The organism is Elusimicrobiota bacterium, from assembly GCA_026388095.1.
Classification (GTDB): domain Bacteria; phylum Elusimicrobiota; class Elusimicrobia; order UBA1565; family UBA9628; genus UBA9628.
The window spans coordinates 1-20,941 of the sequence record JAPLKL010000070.1 but is presented as its reverse complement, the minus strand read 5'-3'; the positions used below and the strand labels follow the sequence as shown (position 1 = coordinate 20,941).

The 20,941-nt window shown below is 66.9% G+C and carries 16 protein-coding genes and 1 pseudogene; 6 read left to right on the top strand and 11 right to left on the bottom strand.

The annotated features are described in order from the left end of the window. The first annotated feature begins 69 nt into the window (after window positions 1–69). Genes NTY77_17985 through pssA form a run of 4 tightly spaced genes read left to right on the top strand, consistent with a single transcriptional unit; the run spans window position 70 to window position 3,986 of the window. Window positions 70–2,334, top strand: coding sequence for a GDSL-type esterase/lipase family protein (locus NTY77_17985; protein MCX5797385.1), 2,265 nt, complete (start codon window positions 70–72; stop codon window positions 2,332–2,334). After that, window positions 2,331–2,492: a hypothetical protein gene (locus NTY77_17980; protein ID MCX5797384.1), complete on the top strand. Its 162-nt coding sequence runs from the start codon at window positions 2,331–2,333 to the stop codon at window positions 2,490–2,492. The genes NTY77_17985 and NTY77_17980 overlap by 4 nt, the downstream gene beginning before the upstream one ends. A gap of 55 nt (window positions 2,493–2,547) precedes the next feature. Next, window positions 2,548–3,189, top strand: a complete 642-nt coding sequence (locus NTY77_17975; GenBank protein MCX5797383.1) for a phosphatidylserine decarboxylase — start codon at window positions 2,548–2,550, stop codon at window positions 3,187–3,189. After that, window positions 3,177–3,986 carry a CDP-diacylglycerol--serine O-phosphatidyltransferase gene (pssA, locus tag NTY77_17970; protein ID MCX5797382.1) on the top strand — a complete coding sequence of 270 codons (810 nt, stop codon included), beginning with the start codon at window positions 3,177–3,179 and terminating at the stop codon, window positions 3,984–3,986. The genes NTY77_17975 and pssA overlap by 13 nt, the downstream gene beginning before the upstream one ends. Window positions 3,987–4,149: 163 nt before the next feature. Here pssA and metG read toward each other — a convergent pair whose 3' ends face one another. The 3 genes from metG to tmk are packed head-to-tail and all read right to left on the bottom strand — an operon-like array spanning window position 4,150 to window position 7,213. Beyond that, the gene (gene metG / locus NTY77_17965; GenBank protein ID MCX5797381.1) at window positions 4,150–5,637 is read right to left on the bottom strand and encodes a methionine--tRNA ligase; all 1,488 of its coding nucleotides are present in this window, start codon (window positions 5,635–5,637) and stop codon (window positions 4,150–4,152) included. Continuing rightward, the gene (locus NTY77_17960; protein ID MCX5797380.1) at window positions 5,637–6,590 is read right to left on the bottom strand and encodes a DNA polymerase III subunit; all 954 of its coding nucleotides are present in this window, start codon (window positions 6,588–6,590) and stop codon (window positions 5,637–5,639) included. Before NTY77_17960 ends, metG begins: the two co-directional genes overlap by 1 nt. Continuing rightward, a complete protein-coding gene (gene tmk, locus NTY77_17955) occupies window positions 6,587–7,213 on the bottom strand; it encodes a dTMP kinase (GenBank protein ID MCX5797379.1) in 627 nt (208 codons plus the stop codon). The genes NTY77_17960 and tmk overlap by 4 nt, the downstream gene beginning before the upstream one ends. Window positions 7,214–7,289: 76 nt before the next feature. Here tmk and NTY77_17950 point away from each other — a divergent pair, with 76 nt between their 5' ends. Then, window positions 7,290–8,963 carry a tetratricopeptide repeat protein gene (locus NTY77_17950; GenBank protein MCX5797378.1) on the top strand — a complete coding sequence of 558 codons (1,674 nt, stop codon included), beginning with the start codon at window positions 7,290–7,292 and terminating at the stop codon, window positions 8,961–8,963. On the opposite strand, the gene NTY77_17945 is transcribed toward NTY77_17950, so the two are convergent. The 4 genes from NTY77_17945 to NTY77_17930 are packed head-to-tail and all read right to left on the bottom strand — an operon-like array spanning window position 8,860 to window position 15,080. Beyond that, a complete protein-coding gene (locus NTY77_17945; protein MCX5797377.1) occupies window positions 8,860–10,578 on the bottom strand; it encodes a hypothetical protein in 1,719 nt (572 codons plus the stop codon). The two genes, NTY77_17950 and NTY77_17945, sit on opposite strands and share 104 nt — an antisense overlap. After that, window positions 10,575–11,969 (bottom strand): hypothetical protein, encoded by a 1,395-nt coding sequence (locus tag NTY77_17940; GenBank protein MCX5797376.1) that lies wholly within the window; start codon window positions 11,967–11,969, stop codon window positions 10,575–10,577. Before NTY77_17940 ends, NTY77_17945 begins: the two co-directional genes overlap by 4 nt. Window position 11,970: 1 nt before the next feature. After that, a complete protein-coding gene (locus NTY77_17935) occupies window positions 11,971–12,474 on the bottom strand; it encodes a prepilin-type N-terminal cleavage/methylation domain-containing protein (GenBank protein MCX5797375.1) in 504 nt (167 codons plus the stop codon). Next, entirely contained in the window at window positions 12,468–15,080 is a 2,613-nt protein-coding gene (locus NTY77_17930) for a carboxypeptidase regulatory-like domain-containing protein (GenBank protein ID MCX5797374.1), read from the bottom strand. The genes NTY77_17935 and NTY77_17930 overlap by 7 nt, the downstream gene beginning before the upstream one ends. A gap of 316 nt (window positions 15,081–15,396) precedes the next feature. On the opposite strand from NTY77_17930, the gene NTY77_17925 reads away from it, so the two are divergent. Next, window positions 15,397–15,810 carry a YraN family protein gene (locus NTY77_17925; protein ID MCX5797373.1) on the top strand — a complete coding sequence of 138 codons (414 nt, stop codon included), beginning with the start codon at window positions 15,397–15,399 and terminating at the stop codon, window positions 15,808–15,810. Between the two features lie 348 nt (window positions 15,811–16,158). On the opposite strand, the pseudogene NTY77_17920 reads toward NTY77_17925, so the two are convergent. The 4 genes and pseudogenes from NTY77_17920 to NTY77_17905 all read right to left on the bottom strand — a co-directional run bounded on the left by NTY77_17920 (window position 16,159) and on the right by NTY77_17905 (window position 20,777). Next, window positions 16,159–16,248, bottom strand: a pseudogene (locus NTY77_17920) (prepilin-type N-terminal cleavage/methylation domain-containing protein). 185 nt (window positions 16,249–16,433) lie between these two features. Then, on the bottom strand, window positions 16,434–16,781 hold the full coding sequence (locus NTY77_17915; GenBank protein MCX5797372.1) for a hypothetical protein: 348 nt from the start codon (window positions 16,779–16,781) through the stop codon (window positions 16,434–16,436). Window positions 16,782–16,829: 48 nt separating this feature from the next. Beyond that, window positions 16,830–19,358, bottom strand: coding sequence for an adenosylcobalamin-dependent ribonucleoside-diphosphate reductase (locus NTY77_17910; protein ID MCX5797371.1), 2,529 nt, complete (start codon window positions 19,356–19,358; stop codon window positions 16,830–16,832). A gap of 222 nt (window positions 19,359–19,580) precedes the next feature. Next, window positions 19,581–20,777, bottom strand: a complete 1,197-nt coding sequence (locus tag NTY77_17905) for an MFS transporter (GenBank protein MCX5797370.1) — start codon at window positions 20,775–20,777, stop codon at window positions 19,581–19,583. Window positions 20,778–20,941: the final 164 nt, after the last annotated feature.

Below are 20,941 nucleotides of genomic sequence, written 5' to 3'. Positions count from 1 at the left end.
GTATGGCGACGGACATCATTTGCTATCGCGCATGCAGAGGCATTATAATCTCATTCGCGAGGACGCAGAATGAATGACCCCCAGCCTGGCGCTGCTCAGCCGAAAGGAGCTCTGGCCTCCCGGCCCGCGCTGGCGCGCTTGACCGTCCTCTTGCTCGGGATGCTGTGCGTCCTGGCGGCGCTCGAACTCGGCCTGGCCGCCTTCGGGATGATATACCGCTGGCGCTACGAGCGACGCCCGGCGCCTTCCGATGGCAAGACGGTCATCCTGTGCCTCGGAGACTCTTTCACGCAGGGCATCGGCGGCCCGCCCGGCCAGAGCTATGCGGACCAGCTCGACGCCCTGCTCAACACGGGAGCCGAACCGAGATACCGGGTGGTCAACGCGGGCCGGGGCAACGCCAGCTCGACGATCATCCGGAGCATCTTCCTCGAACAGGTCGACAAGGTGAAGCCCCGGATCGTGACGCTCATGATCGGCGGCGCGAACCATTGGAACTATGCCGGGCGCCATCGCGCCGGCCGATCGCGCCTGGCGCGCGGGCTCACGGAGGCTGGGAACCGCATCCGGGTCGTCAAGCTCGCCCGCCTGCTGGCATACCAATCGCGCCAGAAGTCCCCGCCCGGTCCTCAGGAGGAAGACTCCGCGCAGGCCGCTCCCGGCCGCATCCCCCCCGCCCAGGTCTCCCCTGCGCCGGGCATGCCGGAGCATCCGGACGGTTTCTGGACGGAATGGTCAAAGGGTCTCGTCCGGTGCCGCGAGGCGGCCAAACGCGGCCGGGAGGTCCGTCCCGATCTGACCGCCGAGGTCGTGGCCCTGCTGGAATCGGACCGACGGGAGACGGCCCAAAAGCGGATCCAGGAAGCCCTCCGCTCCCGGCCCGCGGACGTCCGGGCCCACGCCTTGATGGGATTCATCCATTGGGGCAACCACGAATCGGCTCAGGCGCTGGCGAGCTTCGAGAACGCCCGCCGGCTTGACCCCCACGACGGCTATGCCCAACTGGGGCTGGCCGCATTGGCGATCCAATCAGACCCGGGCTACAAGGCTGGCGCGCCCATTTCCCGGATCCTCTCAGCGCTGCCGCAGGACGCGCTGCTCTGCCGCGTCTCTGGACGTCTGCTCATGGAGAACAACGATGCTGTCGGCGCCAGCGCCATGTTCCAGAAGTCCCTGCGCATCGATCCCTGCCAGAGCCGCGGCTTCGTCGCGCTGGGCGATGCCTACGAGAGGCTCGGGCGGCGGGATGAAGCCCTGGCCATGAGGCGGGAAGCGTCCCGCCTCGATCTCGCCGATCCCGACGCGGCGGTTCTGGCCAAGATCTCATCCTTGCTCAGCGCGGGCCGATACGAGGAGATCCTTCGCGTCTGCCGCTCCCGAGGTCCTGACGACGCCGGGCGGGCCCAGGCCTGCCGCGAGGCGGCCGAATCGCTCTTCAGAGGCGGCGACTCCGGGGAGATGGTCCTGATGACGGACGCCCTGCGCCTCGGTTCTTACGATCCGAAAGCAGCTTCGGCGCGGGCCGAGCTGGCGTCTCTGCTCAGGAAAGGCGGGTCCGAGGAAGCCTTCCGTTTCTGCCGGTCGCGCTGCCGCGGCGATTCCGGCTGGATCGAGCCCTGCCGCTCCGTGGCCGAATCGCTGGTCCGCAAGGGCGTCTTCTCGGAGCAGGCCTTGCAGTGGATGCGGGACCTGGAACGGCTTCATCCGCGCAACATGGACCTCTTGCTCCTGGCGAAATTGGAACGGCTCGGGGGCCGGACGCGGGAAGCCGACGACCTCTTTGCCCGGGTGGTGGAAGCGGGGTTCCCCGATGCCGTGCCCGTCCTCGATGTCGCCAAGGCTTACCTCACCCCGCCGGAGCATCCCCACACGGGAGACTGGGCTCGCTCCGGCAGACGCCTGGCTGTGGCGGCGTTGGATTTCTTCCCCTATTGGGATGAGATCAGGAACCTGCCCATGGAATCCGTATTGGCTTCCCCCCTGCGATCGGTGCCAGAGACCTCGGATACGGCCGACATGGAGGCCTGGCTCCGCAGCGACGTCCAGAGCATCGCCGACGAGTGCCGCAGGCGCGGGATAGGGCTCGTCATCATGAACTACCCTCCCTCGCCCAAGTTCGTCTGGCACGATTACAGATACCAGGAGATGGCAGCGAGCGCAGGCGCCTTGTTCGTGGACGTCCAGAACGCCTTTGCGCCCTCGCGCGCAGCCGGTTCCCAAGCCCGGTATTTCGTCCCGGACGGGCACTGCAGCGCCGAGGGCAACGGCATAGTGGCGCGAACGCTCGCCCAAGGGATGAGGACGGCCGGGCTTCTACCGCGGGATTCCAAATGAAGAGACTGCTGCTCCTGCTCAAGGAGGTCGTCGGCCTGATACGCGGGCACAAGGTCTACTTCCTCCTGCCCCTCCTCGTGACGTTGGCCTGGCTCGCCTTCCTGGCCTTCAAGATAGGGCCCTCGGTCGTGGTCTCGTTCATCTACGCGGGAATGTGAGACCAGCGTCCGGCCATTTTCCGGCCAAAGTTTCATAGAATGTAGGAGAATCTCGATGCGCATCGCCAGAGCCGGCTGGGCCGTGATCTTCCGCTGCATCGTGGGCGCCGCAGGGGGCCTGCTGCTCTGCCGCTGGCCGGAGTTGAGGCCGGGAGGCCAGGTCGTCGCGGTCGTGGCCCTGGTCTGGGCCGCTTTCGCCGCCTATTTCTTCCGGGACCCGGAGCGCCCCCTGCCCCAGGATCCCCGGAAGATCTACTCGCCCGGCGACGGCCGCGTGCTCTCCATCGACGCGGAAGGCGAAGGCAACGAGGTCACCATCCGCATCTTCCTCTCCATCTTCAACGTGCACCTGCAGCGCGCGCCCTGCGCCGGGACCGTCACCGAGGCCGAGTACGTCAAGGGCAGCTTCCGGGTCGCCAGCGCGCCCGAGGCCCGCGGCAACGAGCGCTGCGTCCTGCGCATGACCCCGGACGGGCATCAGGGCACGCTGGTCGTGGAGCAGATCGCGGGCCTCATCGCCCGGCGCATCGAGTGCTGGAAAGGAGAGGGCGACCATGTCGCGGCCGGCGAGCGCTACGGCATGATCCACTTCGGCTCCCAGGTCGCCGTGACCTTGCCCCTGCGCACCCAGGTCCTGGTCGCTGTCGGCGACCTCGTGACGGCGGGCCTCACGCCCATAGCGGAATGGACAGGCTGAGCCTCAAGCGCGGCGGGCAGGTCCTGGCCCCCTCGATCTTCACCGTGGGCAACATGGCCTGCGGCTTCTACGCCCTGCTCTCCGCTTACCGCGGCGAGTTCAGCGCCTCGGCCACCGCCATCATGCTGGGCATGGCCTTCGACGCCCTCGACGGCCGCGTGGCGCGCCTGGTGCACGGCGACTCCGCTTTCGGCGTCGAGTTCGACTCCCTCTCGGATTTCCTGACCTTCGGCGTGGCGCCGGGCTACATGATGTACGCCTTCATCCTCAAGGACTACGGGGCCTGGGGCTATCCCATGGCCTTCCTCTTCGCGCTCTGCGGCGCCCTGCGCCTGGCGCGCTTCAACGCCGTGGCCCACGACTCGGGCGGCAGCAAGACCTATTTCACGGGCCTGCCCATCCCGGGCGCGGCGGGGTTCCTGGCCAGCTTCGTGCTGCTCTACCAGATCATCGAGGAGGGCCGGCCCGCGCACACCTGGCGCTTCCTCATGGCCCAGATCCCCTCGCTCTACGGCCTGGCCCCGCTCATGGTGGTGGGCGCCGCCTTCCTGATGGTCTCCACCATCCCCTATCCCGCCTTCAAGCAGCTGCCCGTGCTGCGCCTGCGCTCGGCCAAGCTCATCTTCGCGCTCGTCGTCCTCGCCGCCATTGTCTGCGTCTACCCGCAGACCGCGGCCTTCGTGGTGTTCTTCGCCTACACCATCATGGGGCCGGTCGGCACCATGGTCCGCCTGCTGCGCAGACTCCTGCGCATCAAGCCCAAGCCGCCGGCGGACGTGACCAAGACGATGGGCTGAATCCGTGGCGGGCGGGCGAGCTTTGCTCGCCCGCAACCGCCCCGCGCAGCGGGGCGGCAGAACCGGAACGGCAGGGCTCCCCTCAACGGAACGAACGCCCTCCCCTCAAGGGGAGGGCGTTCGGATTGCCGCCCCTTCGGGGCGGCAATTTCCACGGCGACGGCTACTTCCTTGGGAACAGCGGCGGGGCCTTGAGGATCTTGCCCGCGGCCGCGGCGTCGCCGGCCTGGCGCACGCCGAGCTGGGCGTGCATCTTGGCCGCGGTCTGGGGCATGAAGGGCTCGATCCAGCCGGCCACGATGCGCAGGCAGCGCACCAGTTCGAAGAGCACCTCCTGGGTGGCGGCCTTGTCGGTCTTGACCAGCTTCCAGGGGGTCTTCTCGTTGACGTAGGTGTTGAGCCGGCCCACGCACTCCCAGATCAGGCCCAGGGCCCCGCAGAAATCGAGGGCCTCCATGCGCGCGTCGATCTCCGCGCCCTTGGCCGCGAACTCCTTGGCCAAGGAGGGCTTCGCCTCGTCGGGGCGGCCGGGCATGGCTCCGCCCAGGTAGCTGTCCACCATCTGCTCCACGCGGCTGACCAGGTTGCCCAGGTCGTTGGCCAGCTCCGCGTTGTAGCGCTTGCGCATGGACTCCAGCGAGAAGTTGCCGTCGTTGCCGAAGGGCATCTCGCGCAGCAGGAAGTAGCGGAAGGCGTCCACCCCGTACTCGCGCGTGATGTCGCGCGGGTCCACGAAGTTGCCGTGCGACTTGGACATCTTCTGGCCGTCCACGGTCCACCAGCCGTGCGCGAACACGCTCTTGGGCAGCGGCTGGCCCAAGGCCATGAGCATGGCCGGCCAGGTCACCGAGTGGAAGCGGTAGATCTCCTTGCCCACGACGTGCACGTCCGCGGGCCAATAGTCGCCCGAGGCGCCGGTGCTCTGGGCCGCGGTGAGGTAGTTGAGCAGGGCGTCGAACCAGACGTAGATGGTGTGCTCGGCGTCGCCGGGGACCGGGATGCCCCACTTCACCTTGGTGCGCGAGATGGCCGTGTCCTGCAGGCCGCCCTCCACGAAGCGCAGGATCTCGTTGGCGCGGTGGGAGGGCAGCAGGAAGCCCGGGTGGTCGCGGTAGTGCTTGAGGAGCGGCTCCTGGTACTTGGAGAGCTTGAAGAAGTAGCTCTCCTCCTCGACCTCCTGCAGGGGCTTGCGGCACTCGGCGTTGGGGCAGAGGCGCCGGCCCTTCTCGTCGGGCGGCGCGTCGGTCTCGGTCCAGTAGGTCTCGTCCGAGACGCAGTAGAAGCCCCGGTAGCGGCCCTTGTAGGCGTCGCCGGAGTCCAGGAGCTTCTTGAAGCTTTCCTGCACCCGGGACTCGTGGCGCGGCTCCGTGGTGCGGATGAAGTCGTCGTAGCGGATGTCGAGGTGCTTCCAAAGCTCGCGGAAGGCCGCGGAGTTGCGGTCCGCGAACTCCTGGACCGGCAGGCCGGCCTCGCGCGCGGCCTCCTCGATCTTGGCGCCGTGCTCGTCCGTGCCGGTCAGCAGGTGCACCGGCCGGTTGTTGGCGCGGAAGAAGCGGGCCAGCACGTCGGCCGCCACCGTGGTGTAGGCGTGCCCGATGTGCGGGGCCGCGTTGACGTAGTAGAGCGGAGTCGTGAGGTAGTATTTTTTCATCAGAGGGATGGGGGAGCGCTCCTGGCATCCTCGACGGCGAGTCCGGCCAGGGTCAGCACGACCTTGGGGTCGGCGTTGGAGCGCAGGGCCCGGCGCAGGCGCAGCAGCTCGCGCAGGGGGCGCTCCACTTTGGCGAAGGGCAGAGCGCCTTGCAGATGCTTGAGGCGCAGGTCCTGGGCCACGGCGAAGAGCGCGGCTTCCACCTCGTTGCGGGCCAGGTAGCCCTCGCGGGGCAGGCTGTCGGCCGCCTGGAAGGCGGCCAGCGGGCCCGCGTAGAGGGCCTCGGGATACTCGCCGGCGGCCAGCTCCAGGGCCCGGCTGGCGGAGCCTTCGCAAAGCCCCGCCGCGACGGCGGCGCGCTCCGGCGCCACGCCTTGGTCCTCCAGGATGACGCGCACCGCCGCCTCGGCCAGAGGCACGAAGGGCACCGCGAAGCAGCGGGAAGGGATCGTCCTGGGCAGTTGTTCGCAGCCGGAGGTCACCAGGATCCAAAGCGAGCGCGGGATGGGCTCCTCCAGGTTCTTGAGCAGGGCGTTGGCCGCGCTGGCATTCATCCGATGCGCGTCCTCGATGACGGCGATCTTCCACCGTCCCAGCATGGACGGCATCTCCATGTCGCGCCGCACATGGCAGATCGTCTCGACGTGCAGTATCTTCTGCTTCTCCGGCTCCTTCTCCTCCAGAAGAGCCTGGTACTGGGCGTTGACCAAGGCCAGGTCCGGATGGTTGCGCCGGTCCACGGCCAGGCAATCGGGGCAGAAGCCGCAGGCCGGCTCCGCCGGGCTTTTGCGGTCCTGGCACAGGAGCGCGCGGGCGAATTCCACGGCCATGAGGGTCTTGCCGATCCCGTCCATCCCGGCGAAGAGCAGCGCGTTGGGGACGCGCCCGCTCTCCAGCAGGCCGGAGAGGATCCGGGCCGCCCGGGCCTGGCCCTTGACCTTGCCGAAAGTCATCGCCGCAGCTTCTCCACGCGGCGGACGATCTCCTCGTGCACCTCGGCCAGCGGCCGGCGGCCGTTGAGCAGGACGCAGCCGCGCAGGCGGCGCGCCAGGACGCGGTAGCCCTCGCGCACCCGCTTGCGGAAGGCCAGGGACTCGCGCTCCAGGCGGTCAAGCCTGCGGCCGCGGTCGCGGGAGGCGAACTCGGACTCCGGGATGTCCAGCACGATGGTGAGGTCCGGCCGCAGGCCGCCCGTGGCGATGCGGTCCAAGGTGCGGATCATGGGCAAAGACAAGCCCCGGGCGCAGCCTTGATAGGCCAGCGTGGCCAGGCTGTAGCGCTCGCAGAGGACCCAGGAGCCCTGCCTTAGGGCGGGCAGGATCTTCTCGCGCGTGTGCTGGGCGCGCGAGGCTTCATAGAGGAAAAGCTCGGCCAAGGGGTCGACGTCATGATGGGGGTCGAGCAGCACCGCGCGGATGGCCTCGGCCAGGCCCGTGCCCCCGGGCTCGCGGGTGTGGATGAAGCGGACGCCGCGGCGCCGCAACTGCCGGGCCAGGAGACCGGCCTGGGTGGACTTGCCGCACTTGTCCGGGCCTTCCAGCACGATGAAGCGGCCGCGGCGGCGGGGCTGATTCACCGCGTGATTATATCAATTCCGGACTCTCGGGCCCGCGGTGCCGGCGAGGCGCAAATTCATATAATCAGGCTCGCCCATGGAAGAAGCGACCGGAACTGCGGCCGGCGTCCAGCCCACAATCCCTGCGGGCGAACACCCGCGGCTCTGGGCGCCCCTTCTGGCGGCGGCCGCCACCGCCGCGGTGTTCTGGCCCGCGGTGCGCAACGGCTTCGTCAATCTCGACGACACCGCGCTCGGCCTGCGCGGCTTGCCGCGCTACCATGCCGGCCCCGCCAGCATACACCTGGCCAGCGTGCTCCTGCACTCGCTCAATGCCGCGCTCTTCGCGGTCATCGCCGCCCGGCTGCTGCGCGCGGCTTGGTGCGCTGACGAGAAGGACCCGCAGCCGTGGTGGTGGGCAGGTCTGGCCGCGCTGCTGTTCTCTTTGCATCCCCTGCGCGTCGAATCCGTGGCCTGGGCCTCGGCCCAGCGCGACCTCCTCTGCGGGACCTTCTGCCTCATCAGCCTCGTAGGCTACCTGAAAGCCGCTGCGGCTCCCGGCCGCTGGACTTGGCGGGGAGCCTCCTGGCTGGCCGCGGGCGCGGCCGCCGTCCTGGCTCCGAGCCTGGCCGCGCCCTTGGCCTTGTTCCTGCTCATGCTGGATATCTATCCCCTGCGCCGGCTCCCTCTGGAGCCGAGGCATTGGACCGCCGCCAGCCCCCGGTGCGTCCTGATAGAGAAGCTGCTCTTCGCGGCGCCGGCCCTGCTCGCGGTCTGGGCCGCGACTCACGCGCAGAAGCACGCGCCCGCCGCCGCGGGCCTCCTACGCATGACGGCCTGGGGGACGTGCCGCTTCCTCTTGCACTTCGGCAAGACACTTTGGCCCGCCCACTTGGCCCCTTCCCCTGCGGCTGCCTACGCCGCGGCGGACCGTTCCTCGTACCTCTCCTGCCTGCCCTGGGCCCTGCTCGCGGCCGCCGGCTTGGCCGCCTGGGCCCGCGGCTCGCGCGCGCGCCTGGCTTCGGCCCTGGCCGCGGCCACGCTTCTGGTCGGGCTGCTCTTCGGCCTGACCCGCCTGCAACTGGCCTACTGGAGAGACTCCGAGGCGCTCTGGAGCCGGGTCGTGGCCATGAGGCCGGACGACGCAGAGGCCCGCCTCAGACTCGGGGACGTCTACTACGAGCGGCGCGCCGTGGAGGAGGCCTTCGCCCAATACAAGGCCGCGCTCAAGCTGGATCCGGGCCTCGTGGCCGCGCACTACGCCCTGGGCCGGCTCTACGCGGCGGCGGGCGACCACGCGCTGGCCGCGCGCTGCTACGGGCAGGCCCTGCGCCTCGACCCGAAGGAGCTGCGCGCCTACAACGATCTGGGCGTGGCGCTCCACATGCACGGAGAGCCCGTTGAGGCCATCGCCCTGTTCCAGCGGGGCCTGGCCCAGGGCTTGGACGAAAGCCTGCCCGCCGTGCGCACGGGGCGTCTCAATCTTCTCAACAACCTGGGCAACGCTTGGCTCGAATCCGGCTCGCCGCGCGAGGCCCTGGCGGCCTATACGCGCGCGCTCAGGCTCTACCCCGCCGATGCGCGGGGACATTACGGCTGCGGGCTGGCTTGGCTGCGCCTGGGCCGTCCGGACAAGGCCGTGTTCTGCTTCCGAGAAGCCCTGCGGCTCAATCCCGGCTCCCGGGCCGTCCAGGTCGATCTGGCCGCGGCCCGGGCCCGGCTGGCGCGGCCCTCCCGGTCTCCTTCTTCAAGACCGCGAGCCAGGCGTTGATCCGCGCGGTCTCCGCCGGCGCGCCGATCTCCTTGCGGTAGCGGGCCGCCTCGGCCGCGACTGCGTCCAAGGGGATCATGCCGGAGACGGTCTTGAGCCCCACGATCTGGAGGTCCCCCGGCCGCAGATAGCGGAACTCGCGGGCCGCGAGCCAAGCCGAGGGCACGGCCCGGCGCCGGACGAAGACCAAGGAGATATCATCCCAGTAGACCAGGGCCCAGTCCTTGGCGGGCATGGCCAGGACGTCGAAAGGCCGCCACGGCCCGGCCTTGGCGGAATCCAGCCGGTAGCGCGGCCGGTCCAGAGAGAAGAGGACCACCTCCAGGCCGAAGCGGTCCGCGTAGCGCCTCCAGGCCGCGGGGTCGTTGTCCGCGTTCTCGAGCTCCGGCAGCATGTCCGTGAACAGATAGCGGCCGTCCAGGAACACCTGGTAGTCCGGGTAGAGGTTGTAATCGAGATAGCCGCCGCAGTTCCAGGAGTTGAAGAACTTGAGCTTGGCCAAAGTCTTCCGCTCGCCCTTGAGGAAGCGGACGGCTCCGGCGGGCACGCTGTCGTTCTCCCCGCGCGGGGCCCGGAGCAAAGGCAGGAGCTTGACCAGCTTGGCGTCCGCATGCACGGTAAAAAGGAGTATGCCGGCGGCCAGGCTCCACCGCGCGCGCCGCCCCCAGAGGCCGGCTTCCAGGCGCAGGCAGGTCTTGAGGGCCAAGGGCAGAAGCAGCAAGGGGATGTAGACGCTGTGGCGGAAAGCGCCCGAGCAGAACAGCCCAGACACGACCAGGACCCCGAGATGCGCGCGCGGCAGGAGGACTCTCTGCCACACCGCGGCCAACGCGGCCAAAAACGAGAACAGGATGATGCCCAGATGGGGCAGGTTGGGCAGGTCGAAGAGCTCGATGTCCGCCCATTCCACGATGTAGTTGCGCAGCAGCATCCAATCCTTGGCGTGCTGGAGGAACACGGTGTAGAGCTTCGGCCCGTAAGGGTTGGCCAAGGTGCCCGCGGCGGCGGCCGCGGCCTGGGCCAGGGCTAGGCGGCCCGAGCGGCCCCCCTCGGTCGCGTAGAGCAGGCAGAGCACGATGCCCAACGGGAAAGCGCCGTGCAGGTTGGCCCAAAGGGCATAGCCCGCCGCCTGCAGGGCCAGGACCGGGGCCGCCGGCCAGGGCCGCTCGCCGGCGCGCAGTTCCTCCAGGAGGGCGAGCTGCCCCAGGCACAGGAAAAGGGAGAAGATCTCGGGCCGATAGTTGAAGTAGGGCACGAAGGTCAGGGCCGCTGGCGGCAGGGCCGCGGCGAGCCAGGCGTCGGGCACGGCCCAGCGCCTGAGCAGGAGCGCCAAGCAGAGGAGCAGGGCGAAGAACGCCAAAGACTTGAACAGCCACACCGCCGGCTCGCCACCCAGCCGGTCGAGTCCGTGGAGCGCGAGCTGGGCACACCACTCGAAATCCACCCAGGGCCGGCCGCCGCGGGTCCAGGAGAAGACGTCCGCGCGGGGCACGGCGCGATGCTCCAGCATCCAGCGGGCCGAGGCCAGGTGCCAGGGCAGGTCCGGGTCCGTCACCGGCTTGAGGCAGGCCGGCAGGCACAGCAGCAGGGCCGCGGGCAGCAGCCAGCGCTTCAATTCCACGCCTGGGTACTTCGCGGCACCTCCTGCCAGGACTGGCGCACCAGCACCACGTTGAGCATGGGCAGAAGCAGGTTGTCGTCGTAGAAGATCAGGTTGTTGCCGGCCGCGGACCAATTGCCCACCACCCAGACCGCGCCGAAGATGTCCGCGTCGCCCTGGAAGTTGACGTCCTTGCCCACGTAGATGAAGCCGAAGAAGCCCAGGTCGTTGCCCGAGCAGGGCGAACCGCCGCACTCGACGGTGTCGCCGGCGGCGCCGATCACGTAGTTGGCCGTGACCTTCTGATTGCCGTTGTCCGCCGGGAACTTGTTGGTGGCGGTGGCGTTGGCGTTGACCTTGATCTTCTGGTACTCGAGCCAGGCGTTGACCGGGACCGGCACGTTGACGTTGTTGTTGATGTAGCCGGACGGCCCGTACCAGTCGGAGCCGTTGGTGCTCAGGTTGCCGCGGACGATGATGGTTCCTTTGACCTGCGGGTTGAGGACGTTGACGTTGTTGTCCCAGTACCAGACGTAATTGCTGTTGGAACGGTTGTCGGAGACGGACGCGTCGTCCGTATAGACGAGGTTATGATGCGAGTTGGTCACGGTATTGCCCATGAAGTTCACCACGCAATTGAGGCAGCTCGACAGGTTGCTGTCGCAGTGGATCTGGTTGTTGGTGGCGTTCCAGTTGCCGTTGCAGTTGATGGTGTTGGTGGCCACGGCCGAGGAGCGCAGGGTCGCGAAATCCAGGTTGGGCAGGTCCGGCACCGCGAAGCCGGACCACCACTCCAGGTTGTCCGTGTTGGGAGGAGTCAAGCCGTTGCTGTCGTAGGGCAGGACCACCTGCTTGGAGAGCTTCCTGGGATAATGGCGATTGAGGGCGTTGCCGATGATGTTGATATTGTTCTGGGCCAGCATGGGCCCCCAATGCACGATGGCCATATCGCTCTCGGTGAGGGTGCCCTGGGTCATGAGCGCGCCCGGGGCGCTGGTGTTCTTGAACACCACCTGGATGGAGCGGGTCTCCTTCCTCAAGGCGTCGCGGCCCTCGCCCCAGAGCTGCACCTGCCCGCCGGCCGCGGCGGAGAACTTGATGCGGTAGGTTCCGCCCGGCACGTCCGCGTAGGTGACGTCGAAGTTGTAGCCGGAGATCGTGTGTCCGGCCGCGGCTTCGGACCAGGTGTAGGTGGAGCTCGCGAGCTTCCACACGCCGCGGTCCACCGCGGCCTCGGCCAGGTTGAAGGCCGTGGTGCTCTGCCGGTTCTTGACGGAGTGCAGGGTGTCCCTCTGCACCCATAAGACCAAAGTGGGCACGATGATGAGCATCAGGGCCAGCAGGATGACCACGCCGGCCAGGACCTGGCCGCGCGCGGAGTCGGCCCGGCGAATTATCTTGTCCATATCAGTCCATGACCCTCACCTGCTGGGAGGCCATGTGCAGGGCCTTGATCTGGCCCTGGTAGATGGTCTGCTGCACGGTCATCGAGACGGAGATGATGCCCATGTTGTCGGAACGGGGGAACGAGAACGCCATGTAAGTCAAGCAGGAGGTGAGCATATGGATGTTGGACCCCACCTTCTGCATGAGCCGGTTGCCTTGCTGGTAGAAGCACATGGTCGTCCCCTGCTGCTTGGTGAAGGTGATGCGCGAATAATACGGCTGGCCCGAGGCCTGGTCTATGGTGATGGTCGCGCTCTGAGCCTGGCGCAGTTCCCTGGTTATGATGTACATGATGCCGCGCGCCTGGCCCTGCAGGTCGGTGCGGACACGGCTGAGTATGAAGGCCCGGTTGGCTTGCAGGAGCAGGGCGGGCGCCACCGTGGCGATCATGCCCATGATGGCCACCACCATCATGGCCTCCACGAGGGTGAAGCCCGGCCGCGGTCGCCGGCCTCGGCTCACCATGAGAAATCCACCCCCGAAATCGTCTGCCCCGGGTAGACCAGCTTGTTGATCGCGGTCTTTTTGACGACGCTGATGCCGCCGGTGGAACTGACGACGGAATAGTAGGCATTGACCGTGTAGGTGCTCTGGCGCACCCCGACCGTGTAGCTGCCGTCCTCCTGGCTGGAGGTCGCGTAGATGGCGGCGCCGGTAAGGGTGGCTGTGCTCAAAGCCGGCGGCGGGCTGGGCAGGGTCGCGGTGGAGGCGAGGATGAGGACCCCGCCGCGGATGGGGACGCTCGCGCCCGTGTAGACGTGCCCCGAGATGTAGCCCAGGGCCCCGGTGACCGTGAAGGTCGCGCTGAAGACGGTCTGCCCGGCTAGGACAGTGACGACGGTGAAGGCCGGGGAGACGCTCTCCATGGAATCGACCTCTCCCATGAGCGTGTAGTTGCCGGTCGCGCTGTACATGGTGAAGCGGCCGTTGCCGTCGGAGACCGCCTGGTCGTGAGCCTGGCCGTTGCTGTCGAAGAGGGCCACGGCCACGCCGGGCAGGGCGTTGCTGCCGTCGCGCGTGACGAAGCCGGTGACTTTGCCGCCCTGGGAGAGCATGAAATTGACGTTGTTGGTGACCACGCCGAGGCTCACCGGGACTGCGACCGAGGTGACGGAGATGTAACTAACGTTGCAGCCAGGGTCGCCGCTCTGGTTGGCGATCAGGTCAATCATGCCCGCGGTGGCGCGCACAGTGTAGCGGCCGGAGCTGTCGGTGGCGGACGTGGAGCCGGCGCCGCCGGGGTTGACCGGGAGGCCGGGAAGGGGGACGCCGGAGGCGTCGGTCACTCTGCCCACGACGAAGCCCACGGTGGAGGTCAGGTTGAGGAAGGTGGTGGTGCTCGAGAACTGATAGGTGGAGCCCGAAGAGGCGATGGTGACCGTGGCCAATTGGCACTCGTAGCCCCGGCTGGCGATGTACACGGACCAGAACCCGGTGGCGACGGGCGTCAAGGTGAAGGCGGCGTAGGGCGGGTTGCCCACGGTCGCCGCGGACATGGGAGAGGAGAGCGTGTCCGTAGCCGAGATCACCCCGCCCACCGGGACCTTGCCCGACACGATGGGGACCTTGGCGCTGAAGGTCCCGTGGGGCGGCAGGAAGGGAACCGGGGCCGTGGCGATATCCACGGTGTTGTTGGAGGAATCATAGGCCGGGCCCCAGACGGCGCTCACGCCCGCGGTGCTGGCGAAACGCATCAGCTGTTCCGGTATCTCCAGACCGTTGGTCCCGGGCATGGTGATGCAGGTCCCTTCGCAATTCGGCGGGACGTAGCCGCCGTGCGTCCAGCCCACCCCGTCGATGACGGTTCCGGCCCGGTCGCTGAGCCAGAAAACGCCGTCGTGGGTGGGGTTGAGCAGCAGCTTGACCGGGGGGTTGGAAGCCGTGTTCCAGCTGAAGTTGCAGGTCCCGGCGCTGCAGGTGGGCAAGGGCGGATTGGGCGGGGAGGCCATGCCGGTCACGTTTTGGAAAGCGAATTGCGAGCAGAGGGCGGGCACGGTGTCCACGAAGACGGCATCGGCGTTGACCGTCACCCCTCCCGCCGTGAAGGTCCGCGTGTTGGCGAAGACGTAGTAGCCGCCCGAAGCGATCGTGACGTTGTAGTAGCTCATGGGCACGCCGTATGTGCTGTCGGAACAGTTCACGTTGGCGCTGAGGCAGTTGGCGGCCACGTTGAGCTTGATGGACGGCGGATTGCCGCCGATGGTGATGGGGTAGGTGGTGGGGTTGAAGAGCTCGACGTATTCGGCCACGAACCCGTTGGCCTGCGTGGTTCCGACCACGACCTGGCTGATGACCGGCCCCGTGTTCATCCAGGCCACGCCCGTCACCGAGCCGGAGCTCATGGGCAGCAGAGGGAACGGCTGGGTCACGGTCTGGTTGGCCCCTATGCCGACGGGACGGATGGAGGTGAAGAAGCCTGGGGCCGAGGCCACCAGATTGTAGTTGCCGGGCGAGACCGTGATCCCGTAGCTGCCGTCGCTGGCGGTGGTGTCCTGGTAGCCCATGTCCTGGGCGGCCACGACCATGGCCCCGGCGATTCCCGCCCCGCCGACGGAGTTGGTGACCGTCCCCTTGATGGCCCCGTTGGGCATGACCGTTGCGGGATTGGCCATGACGCTGGAGAGCTGCAGCAGCTTCTTCTCCCCGCCCTGCTTCCAGAAGGTGCTCACCGTGATGAGCCGCATCCCCGCATCCGGCGCGTCCACTGGGAGCGTGACGATCTTGCCGGAGTTCTCGGTCGCGCCCTGGATGTAGGTCAGCCGGGTGAAACTGATGCCGCCTTCCAGGATTGTCTCCGGGGGGAAATAGCCAATGTCGTAGGGGACGGGCGGATTGTAGTCGTTGTTGAACGCGGGCATCGAGGTCACGATGACGGCGTAGTAGGTCATCTGCTTGAGGATCTGCATCTTCTCCTGCACCAGGTTCGCGGCCACAGTCTTGGCTTTGGAGGCCTGGATGGCCTTCTGGATGCCGCCGAAGGTCGCGACCAAGCTCACGATGCCGACGGTCAGGATGGTGACCGCGACGAGGAGCTCGACGAGGGTGACGCCCGGAGATTTCCTATAATACATTCTCAATACGGGTTAGTGGTAAAAGTATATGGTGTTTCCGGCCGCAATTCAAGGAGTCGCCTGACCAGTCATGTTATTTTAACCAAGCCTGGTCAAATAGGACTCAAGTCGGAAAGGCAGGCACCATAAGTATAGAGCGCCTGCGGGGGAGCGTCAAGAAAATCGGCGTCACAGCAAGTCAGCGCATGTCAGCCAAGTCTTGAAATGACCAGCCGCAGCCAGCCTCTTCAGCCCCCGAGGGGGCCGAGCAAAGGTTATAATTGGGAAATGCTGTATATTGTGCTTGTAGATTGATGACACAGAAGAGGTGGTATCCATGAAGTGCCCGAAGTGCGGCTTCGATGTACCGGAAGACCGGAGTTGGTGCGAATTCTGCGGCGAGCCATTTCATAAGGATAAGCCCGCCAGCCAGCTGGATCAGGCCGCCGCATTCATCGAGGGGCTCGGCTGGAAGATACTGGAACGTGAATGGAAATGCGCCGACGGATCGGTCGATTTCATCTGCCGCGATGACTCCGTGCTCGTATTCGTCGACGTTCAATTCGACCCCTCGGGGTCCCTGGGGCCCTCGAAATACATGCTCGACGCCTCGGCCAAGGCTGCCGCGCTGAAAGTCGGGCGCAAGTTCCAGGAATCTCGCGATCTCCAGGCCGACCGGGTCCGCTACGACGCCCTCGTCCAGACCAAGACAGCCACGCGCCACGACAGGAACGTCATGGGCGTGAAGTAGGACCGGCCGGACGACGGCTCAGTACGACGACCAGATGGTGCCCTTGGAGTCCGTATGCCTGCAGTTCACCAGCACCGTCCCCTGGTTCGCGTCGCCAGCCGTATTGTTGTAGCTCCAGCCGGCCTTGTCATTGACGCCCGTCTGGTAGAAAGTGACCGAGCTGTCCGCGTGGTAGTTTGGAGTCTTGGCAACCGGCAGCGCCCCCAGGTACTTGCCGTCGACCGTCATCGCGGTCAGCGTCGCCGGGTACTGTCCATCCAGGTCGCCGTAGTAGATCATCATCGCGGCGCGGATCAATGCCAGGTTGCCCTTGGACGCGCCTTCATTGGCCTTGCGGATCAGCGAGCCGAATTTCGGTGCGGCGACAGCCGCCAATGCACCGATGATGGCGACCACGATCATGAGCTCGATGAGCGTGAAGCCTGAAGCGCCCCGCATTTTCGTCTTGTCCATGTCATGCACCTGGCTGGCGTCGGGTCGATGATCAGGGTAAATCATCTGGATCGGCAGTTCCAGTATGGAAACAGGTTTTCTGTAGTGTACTGCATGGACCATCCCGTGTCAATGCGCCCGGCGTCACGCCAAGTCAGGGGATGTCTGCCGGCTAGAATGTCCGGCTAATTTCAGCGTGGCTGCGCGGACTGCTCGGAGGGCTGATCTTGCAGTTGGGCCCTGTGTCTGGCCATATAGACTTTCATAAGGACCATCACGACGATGAGCCAGGCGACGAGAGAGCACCAAGCCGCGTAGCGGAACCAGCGGGGGGCCGCAGGGACCTTGCCGCCGGTGTCGAGGGTGAGGAACTCGGGGGGGATGCCCATGCCGGGCTCCGGGGCCTTGCGAGCGCCCTCGGGATCGGCTTTGGCGGCCGGCGCGGCCTCCGGACGCGCCTTGCGAAAAGGCTCCTTGCAGAGATCGCACCACCGGGCGGAATCCGGGGAGTCGAAGCCGCAGGCCGGACACTTGACCACGGTCGTATTTGATCCGCGTGCGCGAGCCGGCCAGGTCTCCTTATTCCGTCAAGAGCACTCGGAGAACCCGCAGTCGTGGCAGGTCGGCCCCGAGCAGCCGGACTCGTAGGACACGTTGGAGGAGTAGCACTTTGGGCAGTACTCCGCCTTGGGCAAGGTGAGCCCCTCCAGCTTGGACTTCTGGGCCGCGTCCTCGCCGTCGGTGAGCCAGCCGGTCTTCTTGAGGTGCTGGCGCAGGGCCACCGAGATGGCGTGGGCTATGGAGTTGATGCGGTTCTCGCCGAAGCCGATGGGCTTGTCGCCCTTGACCGAGTTGAGGTGCTTGAGCACCTTCAAGGGGTCGCCCCCCTCCGCGAAGTACTTGGAGAGCAGGATGCCCACCAGCGAGGTCAAGGCCGAGATCTCGGTGCCCAGCGGCGGGATGTTGGTGAAGACCTGGTAGGGGCCGCGCTCGTCGTAGTTGATGTGGATGTGCAGGGGCCCGTAGCCGGTCTTGATCTGGTAGTACTCGGAGGAGGCGCCGAAGGCGGTCTCCGGGTCGCGGCGCTTGGTCTTGGACGGGGCCGGGGCGAGGTTCAAGACCTGCTGGGCCTTGGAGCCGTCGCGGTAGATGGTGATGCCCTTGCAGCCCAGCTCGTAGGCCAGCGTGTAGGCGTTGCGCACGTCGGCCACCGTGGCCGTGGCGGGGAGGTTGATGGTCTTGGATACCCCGTTGTCCGTGTACTTCTGGAAGGCGGCCTGGATCTGGATGTGGTACTCCAGCGAGACGTCGTGGGCGGTCGGGAAAAGGCGCTGGATGTCGGCCGGGATCTCGGCGATGCCGCGCACCGCCTTGTGGTTCTCGTTGATGCGGTTCCAGAGGTCCTTCTCCTTGAGGCCGAAGAAGTCGCGTTTCTCCGCGACCTCCTTGAAGAGGGGGTTGACCTCGAAGAACACGTCCTTCTCGGAGGGCGCCTCGCCCTTCTTGATCGCCTCCAGGGCCTTGGCGTTGTAGCGCGTGTAGGCGATGGCGAAGAAAGGCTCGATGCCGCTGCCCTGCAGGCCCGCGGCGATGGCGATGGTGCCGGTCGGCGCGATGGTGGTGCGGGCGCAGTGCCGCGGGGTGCGCTTCTCGCCGCGGAAGTGGACCGCGTCCGGGTCGTAGATGGAGTTCTTCCAGTTCGGGAAGACCCCGCGCGACTGGCCCAAAGACTCGGACGCCGCCAGCGCCGTGTCGTTGATGTAGCGCATCAGCTTGTTGGCGAACTCCAGGGCGGCCGGAGAGTCGAAGGGGATGCCCATCTTGGCCAAGGTCTCGGCGAAGCCCATCACGCCCAGGCCCACGCGGCGGTTGCCCTTGGCCATGCGCTCGATCTCGGCCAGGGGGTAGTTGTTGACCTCGATGACGTCGTCGAGGAAGCGCACCGCGGTCTCCACGGTCGCGGCCAGGCGCTTGAAGTCGAAGGTCCCTTCCAGGGCCGGACCGACCACGAAATTGGCGAGGTTCACGGAGCCCAGGTTGCAGGGCTCCCAGGCCAAGAGCGGCTGCTCCCCGCACGGGTTGGTGGCCTCGATCTGGCCGATGGCCGGCGTGGGGTTGGAGCCGGACTTGTTGATGCGGTCGATGACGATGAAGCCCGGGTCGCCGGATTTCCAGGCGCACTCCACCATGAGGTCGAAGATCTCCTTGGCCCGGACCTTGCCCGTCACTTCCTTGGTGCGCGGGTTGATCAGGTCGTACTCGGCGTCCGAGGCCACGGCCTTCATGAACCTCTCGTCGACGGCGACCGAGACGTTGAAGTTCTCCATGGTCGCGGACTGCGACTTCATGGTGATGAAGTCCTTGATCTCCGGGTGGGTGTAGTGCAGGATGCCCATGTTGGCGCCGCGGCGCGTGCCGCCCTGCTTGACCACGTCGGTGAGCTTGTCGAACATCTGCATGAAGGACAAGGCGCCCGAAGCCACGCCCTGGGTCTTCTTGACGATGTCGCCCTTGGGCCGCAGCTGGCTGAAGGCGAAGCCCGTGCCGCCGCCGGACTTCTGGATGAGCGACTGCGCGGACAGCGATTTGGTGATGGCCTCCATGGAGTCCGGCACGGGCAGGACGTAGCAGGCGGAGAGCTGCTGGAGCTCGCGGCCCGCGTTCATCAAAGTCGGGGAGTTGGGCAGGAAGTCCCAGCCGGAGAGCATGTCATAAAAGCGGTCGCGCCAGAGGTCGGCGAGCTTGCGCGCCTCCGGCACCGTCGCGTAGGCGGTCTCCAGGTTCTTGATGAGGCGGGTGAAGTTGGCCTCGCGCAGGCCGGACTCGGCCAGGCCGTCGTGGAACAGGACCATGCGCGAGGGCCGCACCTGCGCCGGGCCGACCACGGGGTGGGCGCTGTAGCGCACGCCGGAGAAGACCCCCCAGTCCTCGGCGTCGGGATGCGCCAGGATCTCGGCCAGGGCGATGTTGTGCGCCACCCCGTCGAGCCAGACCTCGATGGACGCGCTGCCGCGCAGGTACTTGTCCTTGATGACCTTGAGCTGGTTCTCAGTGAGTTCGATCTTGGGATGCTTGCGTGAGGCGTAGTGGACGGCGGGGGCGGGCCTGTTCTTCAAAGTGGGGTCTCCTTGCGGCAAAATGTTAGGACAGTGTAACAGCATGCCCAAGGCATGTCAAATTCTCCGACGAGGGGGGTTCGCGGAACCCCCGCTTCTAAAAAATACGTAATATATGACACTTATCAGCACCAGAAATAATCAGATAACCTCTTATCGTGCACAGAAAGGACTAGACGCTAAACCGGAACAGCCATGCCAAGATGCCCCGCGGCGCGGGCTCTAGGAACGCGCGCGTTCGGGGAGGAGCAGCAGCAGGGGCGCCGCGGCCGCGGCGCAGGCCGCGCCCAGATAGAACGGCGCGGCGGGCGAGACCTGGGTCCACAGCCAGCCCGCGGCCAGGCTCGCGGCCAAGGCCAAGACCCCGACGGTCCCCTGGAAGAGCCCCATGGCGGTGGCCCGGTTCTGCGCCGTGCAGCGCTCCGCGATGGCCGCGTTGAGCGAGCTCTCCGCCAGCGCGGTGTAGCAGCCGTAGACGGGGAAGAGCAGCCAGAACCAGGGGCCGGCCGCGACCCGCGCGAAGCCCAGATAGACCGCGGCGAACACCGCCAGTCCCGCGGCCAAGGTCCGCGTGCGGCCCAGACGGTCCGCCAGCATCCCCGCCGGAGTCGCGGCCAGAGCGTAGACCGCGTTGTAGAGCACGTAGGCCAGCACCACCTTCGTCGGGCTCAGCCCGCCCTGCGCGGCCTTGAGCAGCAGGAACACGTCGCTGGAGTTGCCGACCGCGAAAAGCCCGTAGACAAGCAGGAACCTCTTGTAGTCGGCCGAGAATCCCGAACTCGCGACGCGAAGCGTCGCGAGTCCCGCCGCCCCCCCGCGGGGGGCGGCGGTTCCGTCGGGGGACGATCGCCGTTCTTCGACGAAGGCGGCCAGCACAAGAACGCCGAGGACGGCGGGGATCGCCGCGATCAAGAAGATGCTCCGATATCCCAGTCCGCAGACCGACAGCAGGAAGACCGTCGCCAGCGGCCCGGCCACTGCCCCGGCCGTGTCCATGGCGCGGTGGAAGCCGAAGGCCCTGCCCCAGTGCTCCGGCTCGGACGAGGCCGTGATCAGCGCGTCGCGCGCCGAGGTGCGCACGCCTTTCCCCGTCCGGTCGAGGAACCGGCAGAACAGGACGAAGGGCCAGGCCCCGGCCAAAGCCAGGAGCGGCTTGCTCAGAGCGGAGAGCCCGTAGCCCCAGAGCACGAAAGGCTTGCGCCGGCCGGCGCGGTCCGACCAGAGCCCGCTGGCCGCCTTGAGCAGGCTCGCCGTGGCCTCGGCCACGCCCTCGATGAGGCCCACCACGGTCATGGGCGCGCCCAGGACCGTAGTAAGGAACAGCGGCATGATGGGGTAGAGCATCTCCGAAGAGATGTCGGTCAGGCCGCTGACCACGCCGAGGAAAACGACGTTGCGCCCGATGTTTTTCAGGAACATCGCGGGCCTCATGATATCATTTCAGCATTTTCTCATCCAAGGATGAGCCTGGAGGCCGTTGACGGGCTTTTGTAGTTTCTGGGTCCGTTCTCCTTGCCGTTGGCGTTGTCGTTGAAGAGAAGAAGGGAGCCTTCATCGGCCGGTCCTTTCTCTTTTTGCTTCTT